Origin of the sequence: Streptomyces spiramenti (assembly GCF_012034385.1) — a bacterium.
In the GTDB taxonomy this organism is placed as follows: Bacteria; Actinomycetota; Actinomycetes; order Streptomycetales; family Streptomycetaceae; genus Streptomyces; species Streptomyces spiramenti.
The window spans coordinates 1-21257 of the sequence record NZ_JAAVJB010000074.1 but is presented as its reverse complement, the minus strand read 5'-3'; the positions used below and the strand labels follow the sequence as shown (position 1 = coordinate 21257).

Below are 21257 nucleotides of genomic sequence, written 5' to 3'. Positions count from 1 at the left end.
CGGCCCGTCCACGGCGGGGGCCGCCGGTGCCACCTCCGTGGTCCCCGGTTCCGGAGCGGCCGGGCGCTGCTCCTCGGGTGGGGCGATCCGCGTCGCCGCCTGACGGTCCGCCAGGGGCATGACGGCGCCGTTCTGCTCGGGCATGGGGGGGCCGAGGTGCGCCGGACGGGGTGGCGGCGGCGCTGCCGTCGCCCCAGGCGCCCGCGGCGCCCGGCATCAGCAGCTCCTCCTCCTCGCGCTCCTCGGGCTCGCCGCCGCCGGGGAACGGGAAGTCGGGGGTGACGAGGCCCTGCGGGGGTGCCGCGTGCCCCGGGGCGACGCCCGTCTGGTCCAGCTGTCCCCGTTCCGGGAAGCCGCCGGTCTCGGTCATGCGAACCCCTTGCCCATCAGGTAGTGCTCTCCCGTCCGCCGCGCTCCGGTCGGTCGGGGCACGGTCGGGCGTGCGTCGGCACGGCCCTGCCCCGGTCCGGCCGGACATCTGCGGACGAACCCGCCCGCCTGCGGTGACACAACGACACAGCACCCTACCGGGCACCGCGGACACGCTTGCCCATCACCGTCCGACCCGAACCCTATGGTCCGGGTTTGTCGTTGTCCGGTTTACGTCCGACTGCCTGAAAGCAGGAACGCTACGTTTCTGCTCTGTTCCGACCAGGTTCCGGTGTCGAGGGAGACCGATTGGAGCAGGGTGCACCGCACCCGGTAGCCCGCGGCGGCGAGCACGCCCCCGGCGCCCTCCGCCTCGTCCCGGGTGAGGGCGTGGGTGACGATCCGCGCCGGCCGGCGGTCCGCGCACGCCCGCAGCGTGCGGGGGCCGCCACCGCCGACCCGGATCGCGTCGGGCTCGGGCAGGTCGCCGAGCGCCTGCGGCGCTCCCCCGTGCACCACCTGGAGTTCGACGCCCGCCGCCCGCGCCCCGGCGGTCGCCCGGGCGCACGCCTGGGCGTCGCGGTCCACCGCGATCACCGCGGCGCCCAGACGCGCCGCCTCGACGGCGGCGAGACCGCCCGCGGTTCCGACGTCCCACACGAGGTCGCCGGGGCGCGGGCCCAGGAAGGCTAGTTGGGCCGCGCGCAGCGTGGGTGACTGCCCCTCGGTGGGTGCGGCGGGCGGCAGCCCGTAGTCGGCAGCCTCCAGCGCCCAGCCGGCCGGGCCGGTCGGTACGCCGCCGGCGAGCCAGCCGTCGCGCGTGGGTGCCTGACCGCCGCCCAGGACGATGACCACGTTGGGGTCCCGCCAGTGGTGGTTGACGGCGGTGTCCGGGGTGACCATCGTGACGTTCTCGTCCGGGGTGCCGAGGCTCTCGCAGACGACGAAGGTGCGGTGCACTCCGCGCAGCATCAGGGCGATCTCGGTGGGACCGGCACCGGGTGCCGTCAGGACGGCGACCTTGGGGTGCGCGCGGCAGACGTTGACCGCCCTGCGCAGCGTGCCCTGTCCGGCCACCACGATGCGCGCGTCGTCCCACGGCATGCCGGCACGCGCGAACGCAGCCGCCACGGAGGAAACTGCGGGGATGACCTCGACCTCCAACCCGTGCGCCGGGGCGCGCAGGGCCCGGACGAGGCCGAAGAAGCCCGGGTCGCCGTCGGCGACGACCACGGCGCTGCCGCGGTGGCGCGCGATGCGCTCGGCGGCGAGGGGGACGCTCCCGAGGGTGACGCGGTCGGCGCCGGGCGGGATCTCGGGCTGTTCCAGGTGGCGGGGTGCGGCGGCGACGAGGGTGGCCGCTCGCAGAGCGGAACGGGCCGCCGGTTCGAGCGGCGAGCCGTCCCATCCGATCACGGTGACGCGGTCGGCCATGGCCTGCGGACTCCGGGGGTGTGGCGACGCGGTGGTGCGGACGGGATGAGACTACCCGTGTCCGAGCCCGTCTGATCCGCCCTCAGACGACGGATTCGCCGACGGAGCCGAGGTCGTCCAGATCCTCCAGGTCCTCCGGGATGAGGCCCCAGACGATCACGTCGGTGCGGACCTCCGCCCAGCGGCCGTCCTCGGTGCGGGTCCGCACCATGCCGGCGCTGCGCAGGACGCCCTCGCTCAGGCAGCCGATCTTCAGCGCGACCTGCTGCGACGCGGTGTTGCCGGCGGCGGTGCGCAGTTCCATGCGCTCGAAGCCCTGGTCGCCGAAGAGCCACTCGGCGACGGCGAGGACGGATTCGACCGCGTATCCCTCGCCCCGGGCCCAGGGGGCGACGACGTAGCCGACCTCCGCCGACCTCACACGCCAGTTGGTCTTCATCAGGTGAACGGAACCGACGAGGCGCTGGGTGAGGTGGTCGGTGACGGCGAAGACTATGCCGCGCCCCTCGTCCCGTTCCGCGGGGGCGAAGCGGGCGATCCACTCCCGGGCGTCCACGGCCGAGTACGGGGCCGGTACCGAGGTCCAGGCGGCCGTGAGCTCGTCGTCCATCATGGCGGTGAGCGCGGGCTGGTCGGCCTCCTCGTAGCGTCGCAGGACGAGCCGCTCGGTGGCGAGGGTGACGTCGGGAAAGGTGGGTGTCATGCGCCGCTCCGTGGCCTGGGTGGTAGTCACAGCATGCAGCATGGGCACGGCGCGTGACGGACCCGGGCCCCGGCCTGACAGCCGGGGCCCGGGGCGTGGTGCGGGGAGTGGGGATCGGGCGTGCTCCGCTCAGAAGGCGGGCAGGACCGAGCCCTGGTAGGTCTCCTCGATGAACTGGCGCACCTCGTCGGAGGTGAGCAGCTCGCTCAGGGCCGCGGCGGCCTCGTTGTCCTCGTCGCCCTCGCGGACAGCCAGGAAGTTGGCGTAGGGGTTGCCCTCCGCCTCCTCCAGGAGCAGCGAGTCGTCCGCGGGGCTGAGGTCTGCCTCCAGCGCGTAGTTGCCGTTGATCACCGCGGCGTCCACGTCGTCGAGGACGCGGGGCAGGGTGGCGGCCTCCAGCTCGTTGAAGACCAGGCCGTTGTCCTCGGTGATGTCGCCGAGGGTGGCTTCGGCGCCGACGCCGTCGGCCAGGGTGATGAGCCCCTCGCCCGCCAGCAGCTGGAGCGCGCGGCCCGCGTTGGTCGCGTCGTCCGGGATGGCGACGGTGGCGCCCTCGGGGAGGTCGTCGAGGCTGTCGATCGAGTTCGAGTAGACGCCCAGCGGCTCCAGGTGCACGTCGGTGAGGCCGACGATGCTGGTGCCCTGCTTGGCGTTGAAGTCGTCGAGGTAGGGCTGGTGCTGGAAGAAGTTCGCGTCGACCTCGCCGTCCTCCAGCGCGGTGTTCGGCAGGATGTAGTCGTCGAACTCCTCGACGGTGAGGTCGAGTCCGGCGTCCTCGGCCAGGTTGTCCTTGACGAAGTTGAGGATGTCGGCGTGCGGGACGGGGCTGGCCGCGACGCGCAGGCTGAGGGTCTCCTCGACGTCGGAGGAGGAGCCGTTGTCGTCGGTGTCGGGGTCGCTGGAGGTCCCGCAGGCGGTGAGGGCCAGGGTCAGCGCGCCGGCGAGGGCGACAGCGGTACGGACGGTGCCGTTGCGGGGCTTGCGGGTGGTGGTACGCACGAAAAGTGCCTCTCTGTGGTGGTACTGCCCGGGGCCGGGACGGCGCCGGGGGTCTGGGGTGCGCGCGGACGCGGCCGGCGCAGCGGCTCGGTCGGGTACCGGCGGGTCAGGTACCGGCGCGCTCGCGGCGGGCGAGCAGCCGGACCACGCCGTCGCCGATGAGCTGGGCGACGGTGACGATGACGATGAGCGCCAGGATGATGACCAGCATGAAGTCGGTCTCGGAGCGGCGGTAGCCGTAGTTGAGGGCGATGGTGCCGAGCCCGCCGCCGCCGACCGCGCCGGCCATCGCGGAGTAGCCGATGAGGGCGATGACGGTGGTGGTGAGTCCCGCGACCAGCGAGGGCAGCGCCTGGGGCAGCAGCACCTTCCGCACCACCGCCCACACCCCGCCGCCCATGGACAGCGCGGCTTCCAGCAGGCCGTGGTCGACCTCGCGGACCGCGGTCTCGACGAGGCGGGCGAAGAAGGGGATGGCACCCACGGCCAGGGGGACGACGGCGGCGGTGGGGCCGATGGCGGTACCGACGATCAGCCGGGTGAAGGGGATCAGCGCCACCAGCAGGATGATGAACGGCAGGGAGCGCCCGACGTTCACGACGAAGCCGAGGACCCGGTTGACGGGGACGTTGCGCAGGAGTCCGCCGTTGTCGGTGAGGACCAGCAGGACGCCCAACGGGAGGCCGCCGATGACGGCGAAGAGGCTGGACCACCACACCATGTAGAGGGTGTCGATCGTGCCCTGCCACAGCAGGGGCTGCATCTGTTCCCAGGTCATCGTCTACTCCTTCACCAGGTCGGCCGCGCCCGGCGCGGCGTCGGCCAGGTCGGCGGTGGGCGCGGTGCGGGGGTCGTGGACCTCGACGGTGAGGCCCTGGTCCCGGAGGTAGCCGATGGCCCGGTCCGCGTCGGCGCCCGAGCCGGAGAGCTCGATGCGCATCCTGCCGACCTGCCGGCCGCCGACGGTGTCCATGGCGGCGGCGAGGATGGAGACGTCCGTGTCGTGGGTGCGCGCCAGGCCGGAGATGACCGGCTGCCCGGCGCGCTCGCCGTGGAAGGTGACGTCGACGACGGTGCGGCCGGCGCCGGAGGCGGCCCCGGCCAGCGGGAACAGCTCGGCGGCCAGTTCGGAGCCGGGGGTGGCGAGGAGCTCGGAGACCTCACCGGACTCCACGAGCCGACCGTCGCGCATCAGCGCGGCCGAGTCGCAGACCGACTTGACGACGTCCATCTCGTGGGTGATGAGGAGGACGGTGAGGCCGAGCTGCTGGTTGAGGTCGCGCAGCAGCCGCAGCACGGAGCGGGTGGTCTCGGGGTCGAGCGCGGAGGTCGCTTCGTCGGAGAGGAGCACCTTGGGGTCGCCCGCGAGGGCGCGGGCGATGCCGACGCGCTGCTTCTGGCCACCGGAGAGCTGGGCGGGGTAGGCCCCGGCCTTCTCTGCGAGGCCCACCAGATCGAGGAGTTCCAGCGCCTTGGCAGCGCGCGCCCGGCGGGTGAGGCCGAGGATCTCCAGCGGGAGTTCGACGTTGCCCTGCACGGTGCGGGAGGAGAGGAGGTTGAAGTGCTGGAAGACCATGCCGATGCGGGTGCGGGCCCGGCGCAGTTCCTTGCCGGCGCGCGGGCCGCGGCCGGCGAGGGCGGTGAGGTCGGTGCCGTCGACGGTGACGGTGCCACTGCTGGGGCGTTCCAGCAGGTTGACGCAGCGGATGAGGGAGGATTTCCCGGCTCCGCTGCGGCCGATGACGCCGAAGACCTCGCCCGGGCGGACGTGGAGACTGACGCCGTCGATCGCGGTGACCTCACGGTCGCGCGTGCGGTAGACCTTGGTCAGGTCCGTGGTGGTGATCACAGGGTTTCCGTCACTGTCGGGTCGCGGCGCGTGGGTGCGCACCGGGACGGACCTCGCGGCGGCGTGCCGGAGGCGGTCCGGGGACTGTCGGGGGGTGCCTGGCGGATCAGGGGTGAGCGGGCGTCGGCGCGGCTCGGCGCACGGCGCGTTCTCGCTTCGGGGCGCGAGGCTGCTCGGGTGTCGGCCCTCAGCGCGCACACATTCGACACGGACAGCGAGCGCCGGACAGGGTTCCTGTCTCGGGTGCCTGATAGTGGCTGCTCGCTCCGGTCATGCCGGACAGTTAATCATCACGAGACGCACACCTGGTCGCGTGACCGGAATCCGTCCGCATGTCGGACGTCGGGGCGTCCGCCTGCCGGGCGGGGCCCGATCGGGAGGGGGCCGCGGGTCGCAGTAGAGTCGGGCGCATGCTCACCCCCCTGACCGTCGCGGTCGCGGCGGCTGCCGTGCTGCTGGGCGTCTGGTGCACCGTGGCGGCCCTGCGTGACCGGTCGGCGAAGGACTGGCACTACGCGGCCATGGCCGCGGTGACCCTGCTCACCGTGGTGCAGCTCGTCGTCGGCGTCGTGATGCTGGCGGGGGGAGACCGGCCCGCCGGGGACTCCACGGTGGTCTTCGTCTCCTACCTGGTCTCCGTCACCGCCTGCGTGCCGCTGGTGGCGATGGTGGCCCTGGGCGAGCGTTCCCGGTGGGGGCCGGCGACGGTCGCCGCGGGGGCGTTCCTGCTCGCCGTCCTGGAACTGCGGCTGCACGACGTATGGGGTGGTGGCATTGGCTGAGGCATCCGTGACCGACGGAGGGACCGCTCCCGGCGGCGGCAGCGGCGATCGGCACGGGCTGCGATCCGGGCCGGGTCGGCTGCTGGTCACCCTCTACGCAGTGTTCACGGTGGGCGCCGCGTCACGCTCTCTCTACCAACTGTCGACACGCTTCGACGAGGCCCCGCTCGCCTACCTGCTGTCGGCGGGCGCCGCCCTGGTGTACGCCCTGATCACCGTGGTGCTGGTGCGCGGTGGCGAACGGGCGCGCCGGTTGGGCGTGGCAGCGTGCGCCGTGGAGCTCGCCGGTGTGCTGGTCGTGGGCACCTGGACGGTGCTCGACCCCTCGGCGTTCCCGGACTCGACGGTCTGGTCGACCTACGGCATGGGCTACCTGTTCCTGCCGTTGGTGCTGCCGGTGGTGGGGCTGTTCTGGCTGCGCGCGGGCGGCGCCCGCCCGGCACCCGCGCGGGACTGACGTCCGGGTCCGCCGCCCCGCGGGGCGGCGGACCCGGCAGCGCCGGTCAGCCGGCGACGGCGAGCTCCGGCACGGGTGACGGGGTCGCGCGGCGCTTCTCCAGGGTGACCACACTCAGTCGGCGGGTGACGACCTCGGTGCCGACGGGGGCGTAGCCGAGGCGCCGGTAGAGCCGGAGGTTGCCCTCGCTGCGGTGGCCCGTCCGCAGTCGGAACCGGTCCGCGGTGGCGCTCTGCCCGGCGAGCAGTTCCTCCATCGCGGCCAGCAGGCGGCGGCCGAGGCCGTGCCGGCGCATCCGGGGGTGGACCATGAGGGTGCCGATGGTCGCGGCGCCGTCGGCCTCGATCCGGCCGCGTACCGCGCCGACGACCTCACTTCCCAGGCGCGCGACGAGGACGGGGCCGCCGGCCATCTCGGTGCGGAGCTCCTCCAGTGACTGAGTGAGGGGTTCGAGGCTGTAGTCGCTGTACAGCTCGGCCTCGGACTGGTAGCAGAGGTACTGGAGTTTGAGGACGTGTTCGGTGTCCGACTCGGTCGCGGTGCCGATCATGACGCTCATGCCCATGCGTGCATCCTCCTGGCGAGCTGGGCCGGCCGCGGCGGTTCGAGGGTTGCGCGCGGTCCGACCGTCCGGGTGCCCTGACGGCGCGCGGTGTCCTGCGCCGGTTGCATTGTGTCCGCGCGGGGCGGGCGGCGAAACGCGGCCGGACGGAACTCCTCTGTGACATTGCCGACTCCCGGTGTCCGTACCGTGGCCGGACCGGGGCCGGGAGTCGGCCGCGGGATATCCTCACCTGTCGCCCGACTCCGCGCGGCGCGCTTCTCGACCGGAGGACCCGTTGTCCCGTTTCCGACTGATCAAGGCGGTCCTGGGGCCGCTCCTCCGGGTGCTGTTCCGTCCCCGCGTCGAGGGGGCGTCCCACATTCCGGGGACCGGTCCGGTCATCCTCGCGGGCAACCACCTGACGTTCATCGACTCCCTGATCCTGCCGCTGGTGACGGGCCGCCAGGTGTTCTTCATCGGCAAGGACTCGTACGTGACGGGCCGCAGCCCCAAGGGCCGGCTCATGGCGTGGTTCTTCACCGGCGTCGGGATGATCCCGGTGGACCGGGACGGCGGGCGCGGCGGTGTCGCGGCGCTGATGACCGGGCGCCGGGTGCTGGAGCGCGGGGACGTCTTCGGTATCTACCCCGAGGGCACGCGCTCTCCCGACGGCCGGCTGTACCGCGGCCGGACCGGGATCGCGCGGCTGACGCTGATGACGGGCGCCCCGGTGGTCCCGTTCGCCATGATCGGCACGGACCGGGTGCAGCCCGGGGGCCGCGGGCTGCCGCGTGTGCGGCGGGGCGAGCGGATCACCGTCCGCTTCGGGGCTCCGCTGGAGTTCGCCCGTTACGAGGGGATGGGCCGGGATCGCTACGTACTGCGGGCCGTCACCGACGAGGTGATGACCGAGGTGATGCGTCTCTCCGGCCAGGAGTACGTCGACATGTACGCCACCAAGGCGAGGGCCGCCTGAGCGGTCGCGCCCCAGGGGGGGTCGGCGCGGCGTCAGCGGGCGGCGGCCCAGGCGCGCTGCTCGGCGAGCTCCGCGCGGACCTCGGTGAGCTGTTCGGCGACCGCGGCGGGGGCGGTGCCGCCGCGTCCGCTGCGCGAGGCGAGCGAGCCGGCGACGGTCAGGACCTCGCGGACCTCGGGGGTCAGGTGCGGTGAGATGGCGGCGAACTGCTCGTCCGTCAGCTGGTCGAGCTCGATGCCCTCCTTCTCGCAGACCTGCACGCAGGCGCCGGCGACCTCGTGCGCGACGCGGAACGGCACACCGCGGCGGACGAGCCATTCGGCGATGTCGGTGGCGAGCGAGAAGCCTGCGGGGGCGAGTTCGGCCATCCGGTCGGTGTGGACGGTCAGCGTGGCGATCATCCCGGTGAAGGCCGGCAGCAGGACCTCCAGTTGGTCGCAGGAGTCGAAGACCGGCTCCTTGTCCTCCTGGAGGTCGCGGTTGTAGGCCAGCGGCAGCGCCTTCAGGGTCGCGAGCAGTCCGGTGAGGTTGCCGATGAGCCGGCCCGACTTGCCGCGCGCCAGCTCGGCGATGTCGGGGTTCTTCTTCTGCGGCATGATCGAGGAGCCGGTGGAGAAGGCGTCGTGGAGGGTGACGAAGGAGAACTCCTTCGTGTTCCAGAGGATGATCTCCTCCGCGATGCGCGAGAGGTCCACGCCGACCATGGCGGTGATGAAGGCGAACTCGGCGACGAAGTCGCGGGAAGCGGTTCCGTCGATGGAGTTGGCGGAGGAGCCGTGCTCGAAGCCGAGCTCGGCGGCGACCGCCCGCGGGTCGAGTCCGAGGGTGGAACCGGCCAGCGCGCCGGAGCCGTAGGGGGAGACCGCGGTGCGGGCGTCCCACTGCCGCAGCCGCTCGGCGTCCCGTCCCAGCGCGTGGACGTGCGCCAGGAGGTGGTGGGAGAGCAGGACCGGCTGGGCGTGTTGGAGGTGCGTACGGCCGGGCATCGCCGCGTCGGGGTGGGCGGCGGCCAGCTCGGTGAGCGCCTCCCCCAGGTCCGCGAGCAGCCCGCCGATGACGCGGGCGTGGTCACGCAGGTACATCCGGAAGAGGGTGGCGACCTGGTCGTTGCGGGAACGGCCCGCCCGGAGCTTGCCGCCGAGCTCCGGACCGACGCGCTCCAGCAGTCCGCGTTCCAGCGCGGTGTGGACGTCCTCGTCGGCGACGGTCCCGACGAACGTCCCTGCCTCCACGTCGGTGAGCAGCCGGCCCAGACCGGCGAGCATCGCGGAGAGCTCCTCGTCGGTCAGGAGGCCGGCGCGGTGCAGGGCTGCGGCGTGGGCCCGCGAGCCCGCGATGTCGTAGGGGGCCAGTCGCCAGTCGAAGTGAACGGAGGCGCTCAGCCGTTCCAGGGCCTCCGAGGGCCCGTCGGCGAATCGGCCGCCCCACAGCCGCATCCCGCTCTCGGGCTGCTGCGGCGCGTCGGGGCCTGCTCCGTTGCTCATGGCGGTGAACTCCTCGCAAGGGTGGGCGGATCACCGGCGTGACCCGCCCGGGTAAGGGACGGTGCTGCGAACGAACCGTGTCCCCGGACGGCGCCGGGGACACGGTTCGTTCTGCGGTTGTGGGGCCGGGGCCCGGCGGAGCCGTCCGGCCGCTGCCCTACTGTGCCAGATCCCGCTTGGCGGCGATCTTGCTCGACATGCCGAAGATCTCGATGAAGCCCTTGGACATCGACTGGTCGAACGTGTCGCCGGTGTCGTAGGTGGCGAGCTCGAAGTCGTAGAGCGACTTCTCGGACTTCCGGCCGGTGACCACGGCGCGCCCGCCGTGGAGCGTCATCCGAATGTCGCCGGTGACGTGCTCGTTGGCCTCGTCGATGAAGCCGTCCAGGGCCCGCTTGAGCGGCGAGAACCACATGCCGTCGTAGACCAGCTCGGCCCAGCGCTGCTCGACCTGCCGCTTGTAGCGGGCCAGCTCGCGCTCGACGGTGACGTTCTCCAGCTCTTGGTGGGCGGTGATCAGCGCGATGCCGCCCGGGGACTCGTACACCTCGCGGGACTTGATGCCGACCAGCCGGTCCTCGACCATGTCGATCCGGCCCACGCCCTGGGCTCCCGCCCGGTCGTTGAGCTGCTGGATCGCCTGGAGGACGGTGACGGGACGGCCGTCGATCGCGACCGGGACGCCCTTCTCGAACGTGATGACGACCTCGTCGGCGTCACGCGGCGTGGCGGGGTTCTCGGTGTACTCGTACACGTCCTCGATGGGGGCGTTCCAGATGTCCTCCAGGAAGCCGGTCTCCACCGCGCGCCCGAAGACGTTCTGGTCGATGGAGTACGGCGACTTCTTGCTGGTGGCGATCGGCAGGCCGCGCTCCTCGCAGAAGGCGATGGCCTTGTCCCGGGTCATGGCGTAGTCCCGGACCGGCGCGATGCACTTCAGGTCGGGCGCCAAGGAGGAGATGCCCGCCTCGAAGCGGACCTGGTCGTTGCCCTTGCCGGTGCAGCCGTGTGCGACGGTGGAGGCGCCGTGCTTCTGCGCGGCGGCCACCAGGTGCTTCACGATGGTCGGCCGCGAGAGCGCGGAGACCAGCGGGTAGCGGTCCATGTAGAGGGCGTTGGCCTTGATCGCGGGGAGGCAGTACTCCTCGGCGAACTCGTCCTTGGCGTCGGCGACCTCGGCCTCCACCGCACCGCACTCCAGCGCGCGCTTGCGGATGACGTCGAGGTCCTCGCCGCCCTGGCCGACGTCGACGGCGACGGCGATGACCTCGGCCCCGGTCGCCTCGGCGATCCAGCCGATGCAGACAGAGGTGTCCAGACCGCCGGAGTAGGCGAGTACGACGCGCTCGGTCACGGGAATCTCCTTGGGATGCATACGCTGACTGGAATAACTATGCAGCCCTCCGCATGGATTGTCAATCCGGCCCCGACGGCGCGACCCGAGGCCGCGCCCCGACGCTCCACGGGCCCCGGAACGCGACATCGGCCCTGCCCCGTCGCGAGGCATCTCCGCCCGCGCGGCGACCGCCCCCAGCGGTGCCCCGGCGCGCGCGCCCACTCTTCCCGCCCGGCGCACGCAACGGTCCGCGCGCCGCCCGAAAGGGTGACATGTGGAAAGCATTGAATTCTCCGTCACCACGGCTCTCCGCGCCCCCCGCGAAAGAGCGCAGGTCAGCGGGGTCCGCCGCGGTCGCGTCCACCGCGATCCGGGGCACGGCCGCCCGTGGAGCGGTCACGGGCCGTCCCGCGCCGGGCGGGGGGTCGGTCACGCTGGGACGCCCCGCCCGGCGCGCCGGGCACAGCACGATCTGGAGCGCACCGTGTCGACGCCTACCGCCGTACCCCCCACCGGCCGCCCCGCCGCCACCGTTCCCGCGCAGGGCGCGGCACCGTCCCCCGCCGACACCCCGGCCCGCGCCGCGCTGCGCCGGGCACGCATCCTGGTGGAGCCGTCGCTCCTGGGCTGGATCGACCTGCTCCCCGGGGAGCTGCGCCGCATCGCCCGCTACCACTTCGGCTGGAACGACGCCGCCGGCAGGCCGGACCGGGGGCTGACCGGCAAGGTGCTGCGCCCGGCGCTGGTCCTCTCCGCGGCGGAGGCCTGCGGTGGCCGTCCGGAGGACGCGCTGCCGCCGGCGGTCGCGGTGGAGCTGGTGCACAACTTCTCCCTGCTGCACGACGACATCCTCGACGGGGACACCACCCGCCGGCACCGTGCCACCGCCTGGACCGTCTTCGGGTCGCCCGGGGCGCTCCTGACCGGGGACGCGTTGCTCTCGCACGCCTTCCGGGTCCTGGCGGACGAGGGCACGCCGCGCGCCGCGGCGGGCGTCCGCGCCCTCGCCGACGCCACCACGCTGCTGGTGGACGGCGAGCACACCGACGTGGGGTTCGAGAGCCGCGGGGCGGTGCCGCTGGCGGAGTGCCTGTCGATGAGCGAGCGGAAGACGGCCGAGCTCCTGGCCTGCTCCTGCGCCCTCGGTGCGGTGTGGGCCGGGGCCCCGTCGGAGCGGGTGGCGGCGCTGCGACGGTTCGGCCACCATCTCGGGCTCGGGTTCCAGATCGCCGACGACCTGCTGGGGATCTGGGGGGACCCGGCGCTGACGGGCAAACCGGCGGGCGCCGACCTCGCCGCCAGGAAGAAGTCGCTTCCGGTCTCGGCGGCGCTCGCGGCGGACGGCTCCGCCGCCCGCCGGTTGGCGGCGCGCTACGGGCCGGTCGACCCGGACGGCCCCCCCGAGGGCCCCGAGCGCCTCACCGAACTGGCCGATCTGGTGGAGCAGGCGGGCGGCCGGCGCTGGGCCGAGCATGCCGCCGCCGAGCACGCCGACCGTGCCGCCTCGGCGCTGGCCGACTCGGGTGCGACCGGTGAGGCGGCGGCGGCACTGGCCGGTCTGGCCGAGCTCGCCTGCCGTCGCGACAGCTGACCCGTGGCGGGGCGGCGCCCGTGCGCTGCCGCCGGCGGCAGCGCACCCGGCGACAGCGTGACGGCAGCTGACCCGCCGGGGGTCGCGCGGACGGCCCGCCACCGGGTGCCGACGCCGGTGGCCCGACCTACCGTGAGGTCAGGCGGGCACCGCGTGCCCGCCTGCTCCAGTCACGTGCGGGCCGAACGGGGTGATCATCCCGCGACCGCGCGCCACCCGGGAGGTCAGCGATGTCCGGTGAGATCACGTTCTTCGAGCTCGGCGTGGAGGACCCGGAACGGGCCCGCGCCTTCTACAGCGGCCTGTTCGGCTGGACGACGGCGCCGGGGCCGGACGGCTCCGGGCTCACCGTGGAGGGGTCCTCGGTGCCCGGAGGGATCCACGGCGGGGACCCGGGCAGCGCGCCGTACGTGTTCTTCCGCGTGGACGACATGGACCGTGCGCTCGGCACCGTCCGCGAGCTGGGCGGCACCGTCGAGGAGATGGAGATCGACGGCGATGCCGAACAACAGGCGCGGTACGGCCGGTTCCGTCTGTGCCGCGACGACCAGGGGTCGCCCTTCGGGCTGCACCAGCCGCCCGCCGGGTGATGCAGCCGCCCCGGCGCGGGGCCGCCCACCGGGTCGCGGGCGCAGCGCGACTGGCCCGGTGGGCGCCGCGCGTCAGCGCTCCTTCTGCGCCAGCCGCAGCAGGTGGTCGGCGAGCGCCCGGCCGCCGTCCGGTTCCCGGCTGATCAGCAGCAGGGTGTCGTCACCGGCGATGGTCCCCAGCACCACGTGCAGTTCCGCCTGATCGATGGCGGAGGCCAGGAACTGGGCGGCACCGGGTGGGGTGCGCAGCACCACCAGATTGGCCGAGGACTCGGCCGAGATGAGGAGTTCACCCGCGAGGCGGGCCATGCGCTCCTCCTTCACCGACTCGCCGAGCGGCGCGTGCGGGGTGCGGTACCCGCCCTCGCTGGGCACCGCGTAGATCAGCTCACCCGCGCTGTTGCGGATCTTCACCGCCCCCAGTTCGTCGAGGTCCCGGCTGAGCGTCGCCTGGGTGACGGCGAGCCCGTCGTCGGCGAGCAGCCGGGCGAGGCGGCTCTGTGAACGCACCGCCTGTCTGCCGAGGATGTCCACGATCCGCCGGTGGCGCGCGGCCCGTGTCTGCGGCACCGCGGGCCCGCTGTGCTCGTCGGTCATACTGCCTCTCCGGCTCGTCGGCTCGCTGGCCGTCCGCTCACGACGCCGCGGTCGTCACTGCCGCCGCGTCGAGGACGCGCGGCAGTGCGCCGGTGAGGGCGTCCACCTCGGACTTCCCGACGATCAGCGGCGGCGCCAGGCGGACGACGTCCGGCGCCACCGCGTTCACCAGGAACCCGGCGTCCTGAGCCGCCTGTTGCACCCGTGGTGCGACCGGCTCGTTGAGCACGATACCCAGCAGCAGCCCGCTGCCACGCACGTGGTGGACCAGCGGGTGCGACAGTCCCTCGACCGCCGAGCGCAGCCGCTGCCCGGTCTCCCGCACGTGGGCGAGGAGCCCCTCGTTCTCGATGGTGTCCAGCACCGCGAGCGCGGCGGCGCAGCTCACGGGGTTCCCGCCGAAGGTGGAGCCGTGCTGACCGGCGGTCAGCAGATGCGCGGCGGGGCCGAAGGCGAGCGTCGCGCCGATCGGCAGGCCGCCGCCGAGCCCCTTGGCGAGGGTGATGACGTCGGGTTCGACCCCTGCGGCCCCGGTCGCGAACCAGTGGCCGGTGCGGCCGATGCCGGTCTGGATCTCGTCGGCCACCAGGAGGGTGCCGGTGGCGCGGGTGATCTCACGGGCCGCCGCGAGGTAGCCGTCGGGGGCGGGGACGACACCGTTCTCGCCCTGCACCGGTTCGACCACGAAGAGCGCGGTCTCCTCGGTGACGGCGGCGCGCAGCGCGTCGACGTCGCCGTAGGGGACGTGGGTGACCTCACCGGGCAGCGGCAGGAAGGGGGTCTGCTTGGCCGGCTGGCCGGTGAGCGCCAGTGCGCCCATCGTCCGGCCGTGGAACCCGCCGTCGGCGGCCACCATGTGGGTGCGGCCCGTGCGGCGTCCGATCTTGAGGGCGGCCTCATTGGCCTCCGCGCCGGAGTTGGAGAAGTAGACCGTGCCGGGGCGGCCGGCGAGGGCCAGCAACCGCTCGGCGAGCGCGACGGGCGGCTCGGCGGTGAAGAGGTTGGAGACGTGGCCGAGCGTCGCGACCTGCCGGGAGACCGCCTCCACCACGGCGGGGTGGGCGGTTCCCAGGGAGTTGACGGCGATGCCGCCGAGGAAGTCGAGGTAGACCTTGCCGTCGGCGTCCCACAGCCGGGCGCCCTCGCCGCGCACCAGCGGGATGCGGGGGGTGCCGTAGTTGTCCATCAGCGCGCCCTGCCAGCGGGCGGTGAGCTCGGCGTTGCCGCTGTGGGGGCCGGTCGCGGCGGCATCGGCCGGGGCGGCGGTCATGCGGGAACCTCCTGCGCGCGGGGCGTGGCGGGGACGGAGCGGTGGTCGTCGTCGGGGACGACCATGGTGCCGATGCCCTCGTCGGTGAAGATCTCCAGGAGGATGGAGTGCTGGACGCGGCCGTCGATGACACGGGCCGTGCGGACGCCGTTGCGGACGGCGTGGAGGCACCCCTCCATCTTGGGCACCATGCCGCTGGCCAGCGAGGGCAGCAGTTCCTCCAGTTCGGAGGCGGTCAGCCGGCTGATGACGTCGTCGCTGTTCGGCCAGTCCTCGTAGAGCCCCTCGACGTCGGTGAGGACCATGAGGGTCTCGGCGCCGAGCGCCGCGGCCAGGGCCGCCGCCGCCGTGTCGGCGTTGACGTTGTACACGTGGTCGTCGTCGGCCGAACGTGCGATGGAGGAGACCACGGGGACGCGGCCGTCGGCGAGCAGCGCCTCGATGGCTCCGGTGTCGATGGCGGTGATCTCGCCGACGCGGCCGATGTCGACCAGTTCGCCCTCGATGCGGGGGCGGTGCCGGGTGGCGCTGAGGGTGTGGGCGTCCTCGCCGGTGAGGCCGACGGCGAGCGGGCCGTGCTGGTTGAGCAGGCCGACGAGTTCGCGCTGCACCTGCCCCGCGAGGACCATGCGGACCACGTCCATCGCCTCGGGGGTGGTGACCCGCAACCCGGCGCGGAACTCGCTGACCAGACCGTGCCGGTCGAGCTGCGCGCTGATCTGGGGGCCGCCGCCGTGGACGACCACGGGCCGCAGCCCCGCGTGCCGCAGGAAGACGACATCCTGCGCGAAGGCGGCCTTCAGGTCGTCGTCGACCATGGCGTTGCCGCCGAACTTGATGACGACGGTCTTCCCGTGGTGGCGGGTGAGCCAGGGCAGCGCCTCGACGAGGGTCTGGGCCTTGGGCAGCGCGGTGTGACGGCGGGCACCGGGGCGCCCGGCGGCGGCGTTCTCGGCGGGGGCGGTGTTCAGGGGCTCGCTCATGAGGAGTACGCGCTGTTCTCGTGGACGTAGTCGGCGGTGAGGTCGTTGGTCCAGACGGTCGCGGCCTGGTCTCCGGCGCGCAGGTCGGCGGTGATGCGGACCTCGCGGTACCGCATGTCGACCAGCGACCGGTCGGCGCCGGCGGCGCCGTTCTCGCAGACGAGGACGTCGTTGATGGCGACGTTGAGCCGGTCGGGGTCGAAGACGGCGGAGGTGGTGCCGATCGCGGAGAGGACGCGGCCCCAGTTGGGGTCCTCGCCGTGCACCGCGCACTTCAGCAGGTTGTTGCGGGCGATGGAGCGTGCCACCTCGACGGCGTCGTCCTCGGTCGCGGCGCCGACCACCTCGACGCGGATGTCCTTGGAGGCGCCCTCCGCATCCTTGACCAGCTGGAGGGCGAGGTCGGCGCAGACCTCGCGGACGGCCTCGGCGAACTCGTCGGCGTCCGGGGCGACCCCGGCGGCGCCGGAGCCCAGCAGCAGCACCGTGTCGTTGGTGGACATGCAGCCGTCGGAGTCGACCCGGTCGAAGGTGGTGCGGGTCGCCGCACGCAGCGCGCGGTCCAGGGTCGCCGAGTCCACGTCCGCGTCGGTGGTGAGGACCGCCAGCATGGTGGCCAGGCCCGGGGCGAGCATGCCCGCGCCCTTGGCCATGCCGCCCACGGTCCAGCCGTCGCGACCGGCGACGGCGGTCTTGTGCACGGTGTCGGTGGTCTTGATCGCGATGGCGGCCTTCTCGCCGCCGTGCTCACTCAGCGCGTCCGCGGCGGTGGTGACCCCGGGCAGCAGCTTGTCCATGGGCAGTCGGACGCCGATGAGGCCGGTCGAGGCGACGGCGACCTCGGCCGCGCTGACGTCGAGCACCTCGCCGACGCGCTCCGCGGTGGCGTGGGTGTCCTGGAAGCCGAGCGGGCCGGTGCAGGCGTTGGCGCCACCCGAGTTGAGGACGACCGCGGCGACCGTGCCGCCCTTGAGGACCTGCTCGGACCAGTGCACCGGCGCGGCCTTGACCCGGTTGGCAGTGAAGACGCCCGCCGCGGCCCGGCGCGGGCCCCGGTTGACGACGAGGGCGAGGTCGAGCCCGCCACTGTCCTTGATCCCGGCGGCGACACCTGCCGCGTGGAATCCCTTCGCCACGGTCACACTCATGGGGCCACTCCGGTGGTGGGAAGTCCGAGCTCCTCGGGCAGGCCGAGGGCGATGTTCATGCTCTGCAGGGCGCCGCCCGCGGTGCCCTTGGTGAGGTTGTCGACCGCGCACACCACCACGACCCGGCCCGCGTCCTCGTCGAGGGCGACCTGGAGCAGGACGTTGTTGGAGCCGGCGACCGCGCCGGTGGACGGCCACTGCCCCTCGGGGAGCAGGTGGACGAAGGGCTCCCCGGCCAGCGCCTTCGCGTAGCTCTCGCGGAGGCCGGCGGCGGTCACGCCCTCGCGGGCGCGGGCGGTGCAGGTGGCGAGGATGCCGCGCGGCATCGGGGCGAGGGTGGGGGTGAAGGAGACGGTGACCTTCTCCCCCGCCACCGCTGCCAGGTTCTGTGCGATCTCGGGGGTGTGGCGGTGGGCGCCGCCCACGCCGTAGGGGCTCATCGACCCCATGACCTCGCTGCCCAGCAGATGGGGCTTGGCCGCCTTGCCCGCGCCCGAGGTGCCGGAGGCGGCGACCACGACGGCCTCGGGCTCCGCGAGCCCGGCGGCGTACGCCGGGAACAGCGCCAGCGAGACGGCGGTCGGGTAGCAGCCGGGCACGGCGATCCGGCGCGTCGTCCGCAACGCCTCGCGCGCGCCGGGGAGTTCGGGCAGCCCGTACGGCCAGGTACCGGCGTGGGGGGTGCCGTACCAGCGTGTCCACTGGGCTGCGTCCCGGAGCCGGAAGTCGGCGCCGCAGTCGACCACGAGCACGCCGTCGCCGAGCGCCTCGGCGACGGCGGCGGAGTGGCCGTGCGGAAGGGCGAGGAAGACGACGTCGTGGCCGGCGAGCACGTCGGTGGTGGTGGGTTCGAGGACGCGGTCCGCGAGCGGCGGAAGATGCGGCTGGAGAGCGCCGAGCCGCTCCCCCGCGTTGGAGTTGCCCGTGAGGGCTCCGATCTCGACCTCGGGGTGCGCGAGCAGCAGCCGGAGGATCTCGCCCCCGGCGTACCCGCTCGCTCCCGCCACCGCAGCGCGCACAGCCATGTCCTCCTCTGATCGAACCAGAAGGCATGACTATACGGACAGCCGTAGATATATGCAATACCGTGCACGCACCTCCGATGGGCGCCGGGGCGCGCGCCGCCAGGGCTCTACCCGCCGACCCAGGCGGCCAGGTGCTCGCCGGTGAGGGTGGAGCGGGCGGCGATCAGGTCGGCGGGGGTGCCCTCGAAGACGACCTCTCCGCCGCCGGTGCCGGCGCCGGGACCCAGGTCGATGATCCAGTCGGCGTGGGCCATCACCGCCTGGTGGTGCTCCACGACGATCACGGACTTCCCCGCGTCGACCAGCCGGTCGAGCAGGCCGAGCAGCTGTTCGACGTCGGCGAGGTGCAGGCCGGTGGTCGGCTCGTCCAGGACGTACACGCCGCCCTTCTCCCCCATGTGGGTGGCGAGCTTCAGCCGCTGCCGCTCCCCGCCGGAGAGGGTGGTGAGCGGCTGCCCGAGCCGCAGGTACCCCAGGCCGACGTCGGCCAGGCGGCCGAGCACGCGGAGGGCGGCCGGGGTGCGGGCCTGGCCGTCGGAGAAGAACTCCGCGGCCTCCGCGACGGACATCGCCAGCACCTCGGCGATGTCGCGGTCGGCGAGGCGGTACTCCAGCACCGCGGCCTGGTACCGCTTGCCCTCGCACTCCTCGCAGGTGACGGCGACGCCCGCCATCATGCCGAGGTCGGTGAAGACCACGCCGGCGCCGTTGCAGTTGGGGCAGGCACCCTCGGAGTTGGCGCTGAACAGTGCGGGTTTGACCCCGTTGGCCTGGGCGAACGCCTTGCGGATCGGGTCCAGCAGGCCGGTGTAGGTCGCGGGGTTGCTGCGGCGCGACCCCCGGATCGCGGCCTGGTCGATCGAGACCACCCCCCGACCGGCGGGTATCGACCCGTGCACCAGCGAGCTCTTGCCCGAGCCGGCGACGCCGGTGACGACCACCAGCACCCCGAGCGGGATGTCGACGTCGACGTGCCGCAGGTTGTGGGTGTCCGCGCCGCGAATCTCCAGCGCTCCGCGCGGCTCGCGCACCGCGGCCTTGGGCGCGGCACGGTCGTCCAGGTGCCGACCGGTGACGGTGCCGGCGGCCCGGAGCCGTTCCACCGGGCCCTCGAAGCAGACGGTGCCGCCCGCCGACCCGGCGCCGGGCCCCAGATCGACCACGTGGTCGGCGATCGCGATCACCTCCGGCTTGTGCTCGACCACGAGCACGGTGTTGCCCTTGTCCCGCAGCCGCACCAGCAGGTTGTTCATGCGCTGGATGTCGTGCGGGTGCAGGCCGATGGTGGGCTCGTCGAAGACGTAGGTGACGTCCGTCAGCGAGGAGCCGAGGTGGCGGACCATCTTCGTCCGCTGCGCCTCGCCGCCCGACAGGGTCCCTGTCGGGCGGTCCAGGGAGAGGTAGCCGAGGCCGATCTCCGCGAAGGCGTCGAGCCCGTCGGCCAGCGCGGTCGTCAGCGGCGCCACGGACGGTTCGTCCAGCGCGCGGACCCAGGCGGCGAGGTCGGTGATCTGCAGGGCGCAGGCCTCGGCGATGTTGATCCCCGCGACCCGGGAACCGCGGGCGCCCTCGCTGAGCCGGGTGCCGTCGCAGTCGGGGCAGTCGGTGAAGGTGACCGCCCGGTCGACGAAGGCGCGGATGTGCGGCTGGAGCGCGTCCCGGTCCTTGGACAGCATCGACTTCTGCAGCTTCGGGATCAGCCCCTCGTAGGTCAGGTTGATGCCGTTGATCTTCACCTTGGTGGGTTCGTGATGGAGGAAGTCCGCCAGCTCCCGCTCGGTGTAGCGACGGATCGGCTTCGCCGGGTGGACGAAGCCCGACCCGGCGATGACGCGCACCATCCAGCCGTCGCCGGTGTACCCCGGGACCTTGATCGCGCCCTCGGTGAGCGACTTGTCGGCGTCGTACAGCTCCGCGAGGTCGATGTCGGAGACGGTCCCGCGCCCCTCGCAGCGCGGGCACATCCCCCCGACCCGGGTGAAGGTCCGCTTCTCCGTCCGGGCGTTCCCCCGCTCGACGGTGAAGGCGCCGCTGGCCCGCACGGACGGCACGTTGAAGGAGAACGCGTTGGGCGGCCCGAGGTGGGGCCGCCCCAGGCGGCTGAAGAGGATCCGCAGCAGCGCACCGGTGTCGGTGGCGGTACCGACCGTGGACCGGGGGTCGGCACCGAGCCGCTGCTGGTCCACGATGATCGCCGTGGTCAGCCCCTCCAGGACGTCCACGTCGGGTCGGGCCAGGGCGGGCATGAACCCCTGCACGAAGGCGCTGTAGGTCTCGTTGATCAGCCGCTGCGACTCCGCGGCCACCGTCCCGAAGACCAGGGAGCTCTTGCCCGACCCCGAGACGCCGGTGACGACGGTGAGCCGCCGCTTGGGCAGCTCCACGCTGACGTCGCGGAGGTTGTTGACGCGGGCGCCGTGGACGCGGATCACGTCGTGCCGGTCGGCGACGGTCCGCGCCGCCCCGCCGGCGGTGGTGTGCTCCACGTCGCTCTCGGCCCTGCTCATGGTGGCTCCCACGGGTGTCCCGGCGGGCCGTGCCCCGGTGGCGCGGCCCGGTGGCGCTCGCGCCTACCGCTCGCGCGGCTGGGTGAAGCGCAGCATGTTCCCCGCGGGGTCGCGGAACGCGCAGTCGCGTACCCCGTAGGGCTGGTCCAGCGGCTCCTGGAGCACCTCGCCCCCGGCGGCGCGCACCCGCTCGAAGGTGGCGTCGCAGTCGTCGGTGGCGAAGATGACGCCGCGTAGCATGCCCTTGGCGAGGAGCTCCGCCATCGCCTGCCGGTCCTCCGGGGCGGCGGTGGGGTCGGCCAGCGGGGGTTCGAGCACGATCTCGACGTCCGGTTGCGCGGGGGACCCCACGGTCACCCAGCGCATCCCCTCGAACGCGACGTCGTTGCGGACCTCCAGTCCCAGGGCGTCGCGGTAGAAGGCGATGGCCCGGTCGTGGTCGTCGACGGCGATGAAGCACTGCGAGAGCCTGATGTCCATGCGTCCGACGCTACGAGGGACCGGCGGATTCCGCTTCTCCGATCCTGACGGGGTCGGCCGCCGCCGCGGCAGGCGGGCCGGCGCGCCGCGGGCGGGTGCGGACCCTGGCGACACAGGCCGGGACGGCCGCGCC

Annotated in this window: 20 protein-coding genes and 1 pseudogene; 5 read left to right on the top strand and 16 right to left on the bottom strand. The window is 73.4% G+C overall.

What is annotated here, in order from left to right:
- From HCJ92_RS11520 to HCJ92_RS11495, 6 genes and pseudogenes are all read right to left on the bottom strand, one after another.
- Positions 1 to 370 (bottom strand): annotated as a pseudogene (locus HCJ92_RS11520) (hypothetical protein); the annotation flags it as partial.
- A gap of 230 nt (positions 371 to 600) precedes the next feature.
- Entirely contained in the window at positions 601 to 1803 is a 1203-nt protein-coding gene (gene cbiE / locus HCJ92_RS11515; protein ID WP_167933417.1) for a precorrin-6y C5,15-methyltransferase (decarboxylating) subunit CbiE, read from the bottom strand.
- Positions 1804 to 1885: 82 nt separating this feature from the next.
- Positions 1886 to 2548: a GNAT family N-acetyltransferase gene (locus tag HCJ92_RS11510; RefSeq protein WP_420824698.1), complete on the bottom strand. Its 663-nt coding sequence runs from the start codon at positions 2546 to 2548 to the stop codon at positions 1886 to 1888.
- Positions 2549 to 2635: 87 nt separating this feature from the next.
- Positions 2636 to 3505 carry a MetQ/NlpA family ABC transporter substrate-binding protein gene (locus HCJ92_RS11505; protein WP_167933416.1) on the bottom strand — a complete coding sequence of 290 codons (870 nt, stop codon included), beginning with the start codon at positions 3503 to 3505 and terminating at the stop codon, positions 2636 to 2638.
- Positions 3506 to 3611: 106 nt separating this feature from the next.
- A complete protein-coding gene (locus HCJ92_RS11500; RefSeq protein ID WP_167933415.1) occupies positions 3612 to 4283 on the bottom strand; it encodes a methionine ABC transporter permease in 672 nt (223 codons plus the stop codon).
- Positions 4284 to 4286: 3 nt separating this feature from the next.
- A complete protein-coding gene (locus tag HCJ92_RS11495; protein ID WP_167933414.1) occupies positions 4287 to 5354 on the bottom strand; it encodes an ATP-binding cassette domain-containing protein in 1068 nt (355 codons plus the stop codon).
- A gap of 410 nt (positions 5355 to 5764) precedes the next feature.
- Here HCJ92_RS11495 and HCJ92_RS11490 point away from each other — a divergent pair, with 410 nt between their 5' ends.
- Both HCJ92_RS11490 and HCJ92_RS11485 read left to right on the top strand, forming a co-directional pair.
- On the top strand, positions 5765 to 6136 hold the full coding sequence (locus HCJ92_RS11490) for a hypothetical protein (protein WP_167933413.1): 372 nt from the start codon (positions 5765 to 5767) through the stop codon (positions 6134 to 6136).
- Entirely contained in the window at positions 6129 to 6593 is a 465-nt protein-coding gene (locus tag HCJ92_RS11485; RefSeq protein WP_209311002.1) for a hypothetical protein, read from the top strand. The genes HCJ92_RS11490 and HCJ92_RS11485 overlap by 8 nt, the downstream gene beginning before the upstream one ends.
- Before the next feature lie 46 nt (positions 6594 to 6639).
- Here the strand turns inward: HCJ92_RS11485 and HCJ92_RS11480 are convergent, their stop codons facing one another.
- Positions 6640 to 7158, bottom strand: a complete 519-nt coding sequence (locus HCJ92_RS11480; RefSeq protein WP_167933412.1) for a GNAT family N-acetyltransferase — start codon at positions 7156 to 7158, stop codon at positions 6640 to 6642.
- Between the two features lie 274 nt (positions 7159 to 7432).
- Between HCJ92_RS11480 and HCJ92_RS11475 the strand changes: the two genes are divergently transcribed.
- A complete protein-coding gene (locus HCJ92_RS11475) occupies positions 7433 to 8113 on the top strand; it encodes a 1-acyl-sn-glycerol-3-phosphate acyltransferase (protein WP_167933411.1) in 681 nt (226 codons plus the stop codon).
- A gap of 32 nt (positions 8114 to 8145) precedes the next feature.
- Here HCJ92_RS11475 and argH read toward each other — a convergent pair whose 3' ends face one another.
- Positions 8146 to 9597 carry an argininosuccinate lyase gene (argH, locus tag HCJ92_RS11470; RefSeq protein WP_167933410.1) on the bottom strand — a complete coding sequence of 484 codons (1452 nt, stop codon included), beginning with the start codon at positions 9595 to 9597 and terminating at the stop codon, positions 8146 to 8148.
- 157 nt (positions 9598 to 9754) lie between these two features.
- Positions 9755 to 10951, bottom strand: a complete 1197-nt coding sequence (locus tag HCJ92_RS11465; protein ID WP_167933409.1) for an argininosuccinate synthase — start codon at positions 10949 to 10951, stop codon at positions 9755 to 9757.
- Between the two features lie 466 nt (positions 10952 to 11417).
- On the opposite strand from HCJ92_RS11465, the gene HCJ92_RS11460 reads away from it, so the two are divergent.
- The gene (locus tag HCJ92_RS11460) at positions 11418 to 12524 is read left to right on the top strand and encodes a polyprenyl synthetase family protein (protein WP_167933408.1); all 1107 of its coding nucleotides are present in this window, start codon (positions 11418 to 11420) and stop codon (positions 12522 to 12524) included.
- Positions 12525 to 12754: 230 nt separating this feature from the next.
- Complete coding sequence (locus HCJ92_RS11455; protein WP_167933407.1) at positions 12755 to 13114, top strand: VOC family protein; 360 nt, start codon at positions 12755 to 12757, stop codon at positions 13112 to 13114.
- 72 nt (positions 13115 to 13186) lie between these two features.
- On the opposite strand, the gene HCJ92_RS11450 is transcribed toward HCJ92_RS11455, so the two are convergent.
- The 7 genes from HCJ92_RS11450 to HCJ92_RS11420 form a co-directional block, all read right to left on the bottom strand.
- Positions 13187 to 13711, bottom strand: a complete 525-nt coding sequence (locus HCJ92_RS11450) for an arginine repressor (RefSeq protein WP_167933406.1) — start codon at positions 13709 to 13711, stop codon at positions 13187 to 13189.
- A 37-nt stretch (positions 13712 to 13748) separates the two neighbouring features.
- Complete coding sequence (locus HCJ92_RS11445; RefSeq protein WP_167933405.1) at positions 13749 to 14981, bottom strand: acetylornithine transaminase; 1233 nt, start codon at positions 14979 to 14981, stop codon at positions 13749 to 13751.
- A complete protein-coding gene (gene argB, locus HCJ92_RS11440; protein WP_167933404.1) occupies positions 14978 to 15964 on the bottom strand; it encodes an acetylglutamate kinase in 987 nt (328 codons plus the stop codon). The genes HCJ92_RS11445 and argB overlap by 4 nt, the downstream gene beginning before the upstream one ends.
- Positions 15961 to 17112, bottom strand: a complete 1152-nt coding sequence (argJ, locus tag HCJ92_RS11435; RefSeq protein ID WP_167933403.1) for a bifunctional glutamate N-acetyltransferase/amino-acid acetyltransferase ArgJ — start codon at positions 17110 to 17112, stop codon at positions 15961 to 15963. Before argJ ends, argB begins: the two co-directional genes overlap by 4 nt.
- Positions 17109 to 18137, bottom strand: coding sequence for an N-acetyl-gamma-glutamyl-phosphate reductase (argC, locus tag HCJ92_RS11430; RefSeq protein WP_167933402.1), 1029 nt, complete (start codon positions 18135 to 18137; stop codon positions 17109 to 17111). Before argC ends, argJ begins: the two co-directional genes overlap by 4 nt.
- Before the next feature lie 107 nt (positions 18138 to 18244).
- Positions 18245 to 20644 (bottom strand): ATP-binding cassette domain-containing protein, encoded by a 2400-nt coding sequence (locus tag HCJ92_RS11425; protein WP_167933401.1) that lies wholly within the window; start codon positions 20642 to 20644, stop codon positions 18245 to 18247.
- Positions 20645 to 20707: 63 nt separating this feature from the next.
- Positions 20708 to 21124, bottom strand: coding sequence for a VOC family protein (locus HCJ92_RS11420; RefSeq protein WP_167933400.1), 417 nt, complete (start codon positions 21122 to 21124; stop codon positions 20708 to 20710).
- Positions 21125 to 21257 lie beyond the last annotated feature (133 nt).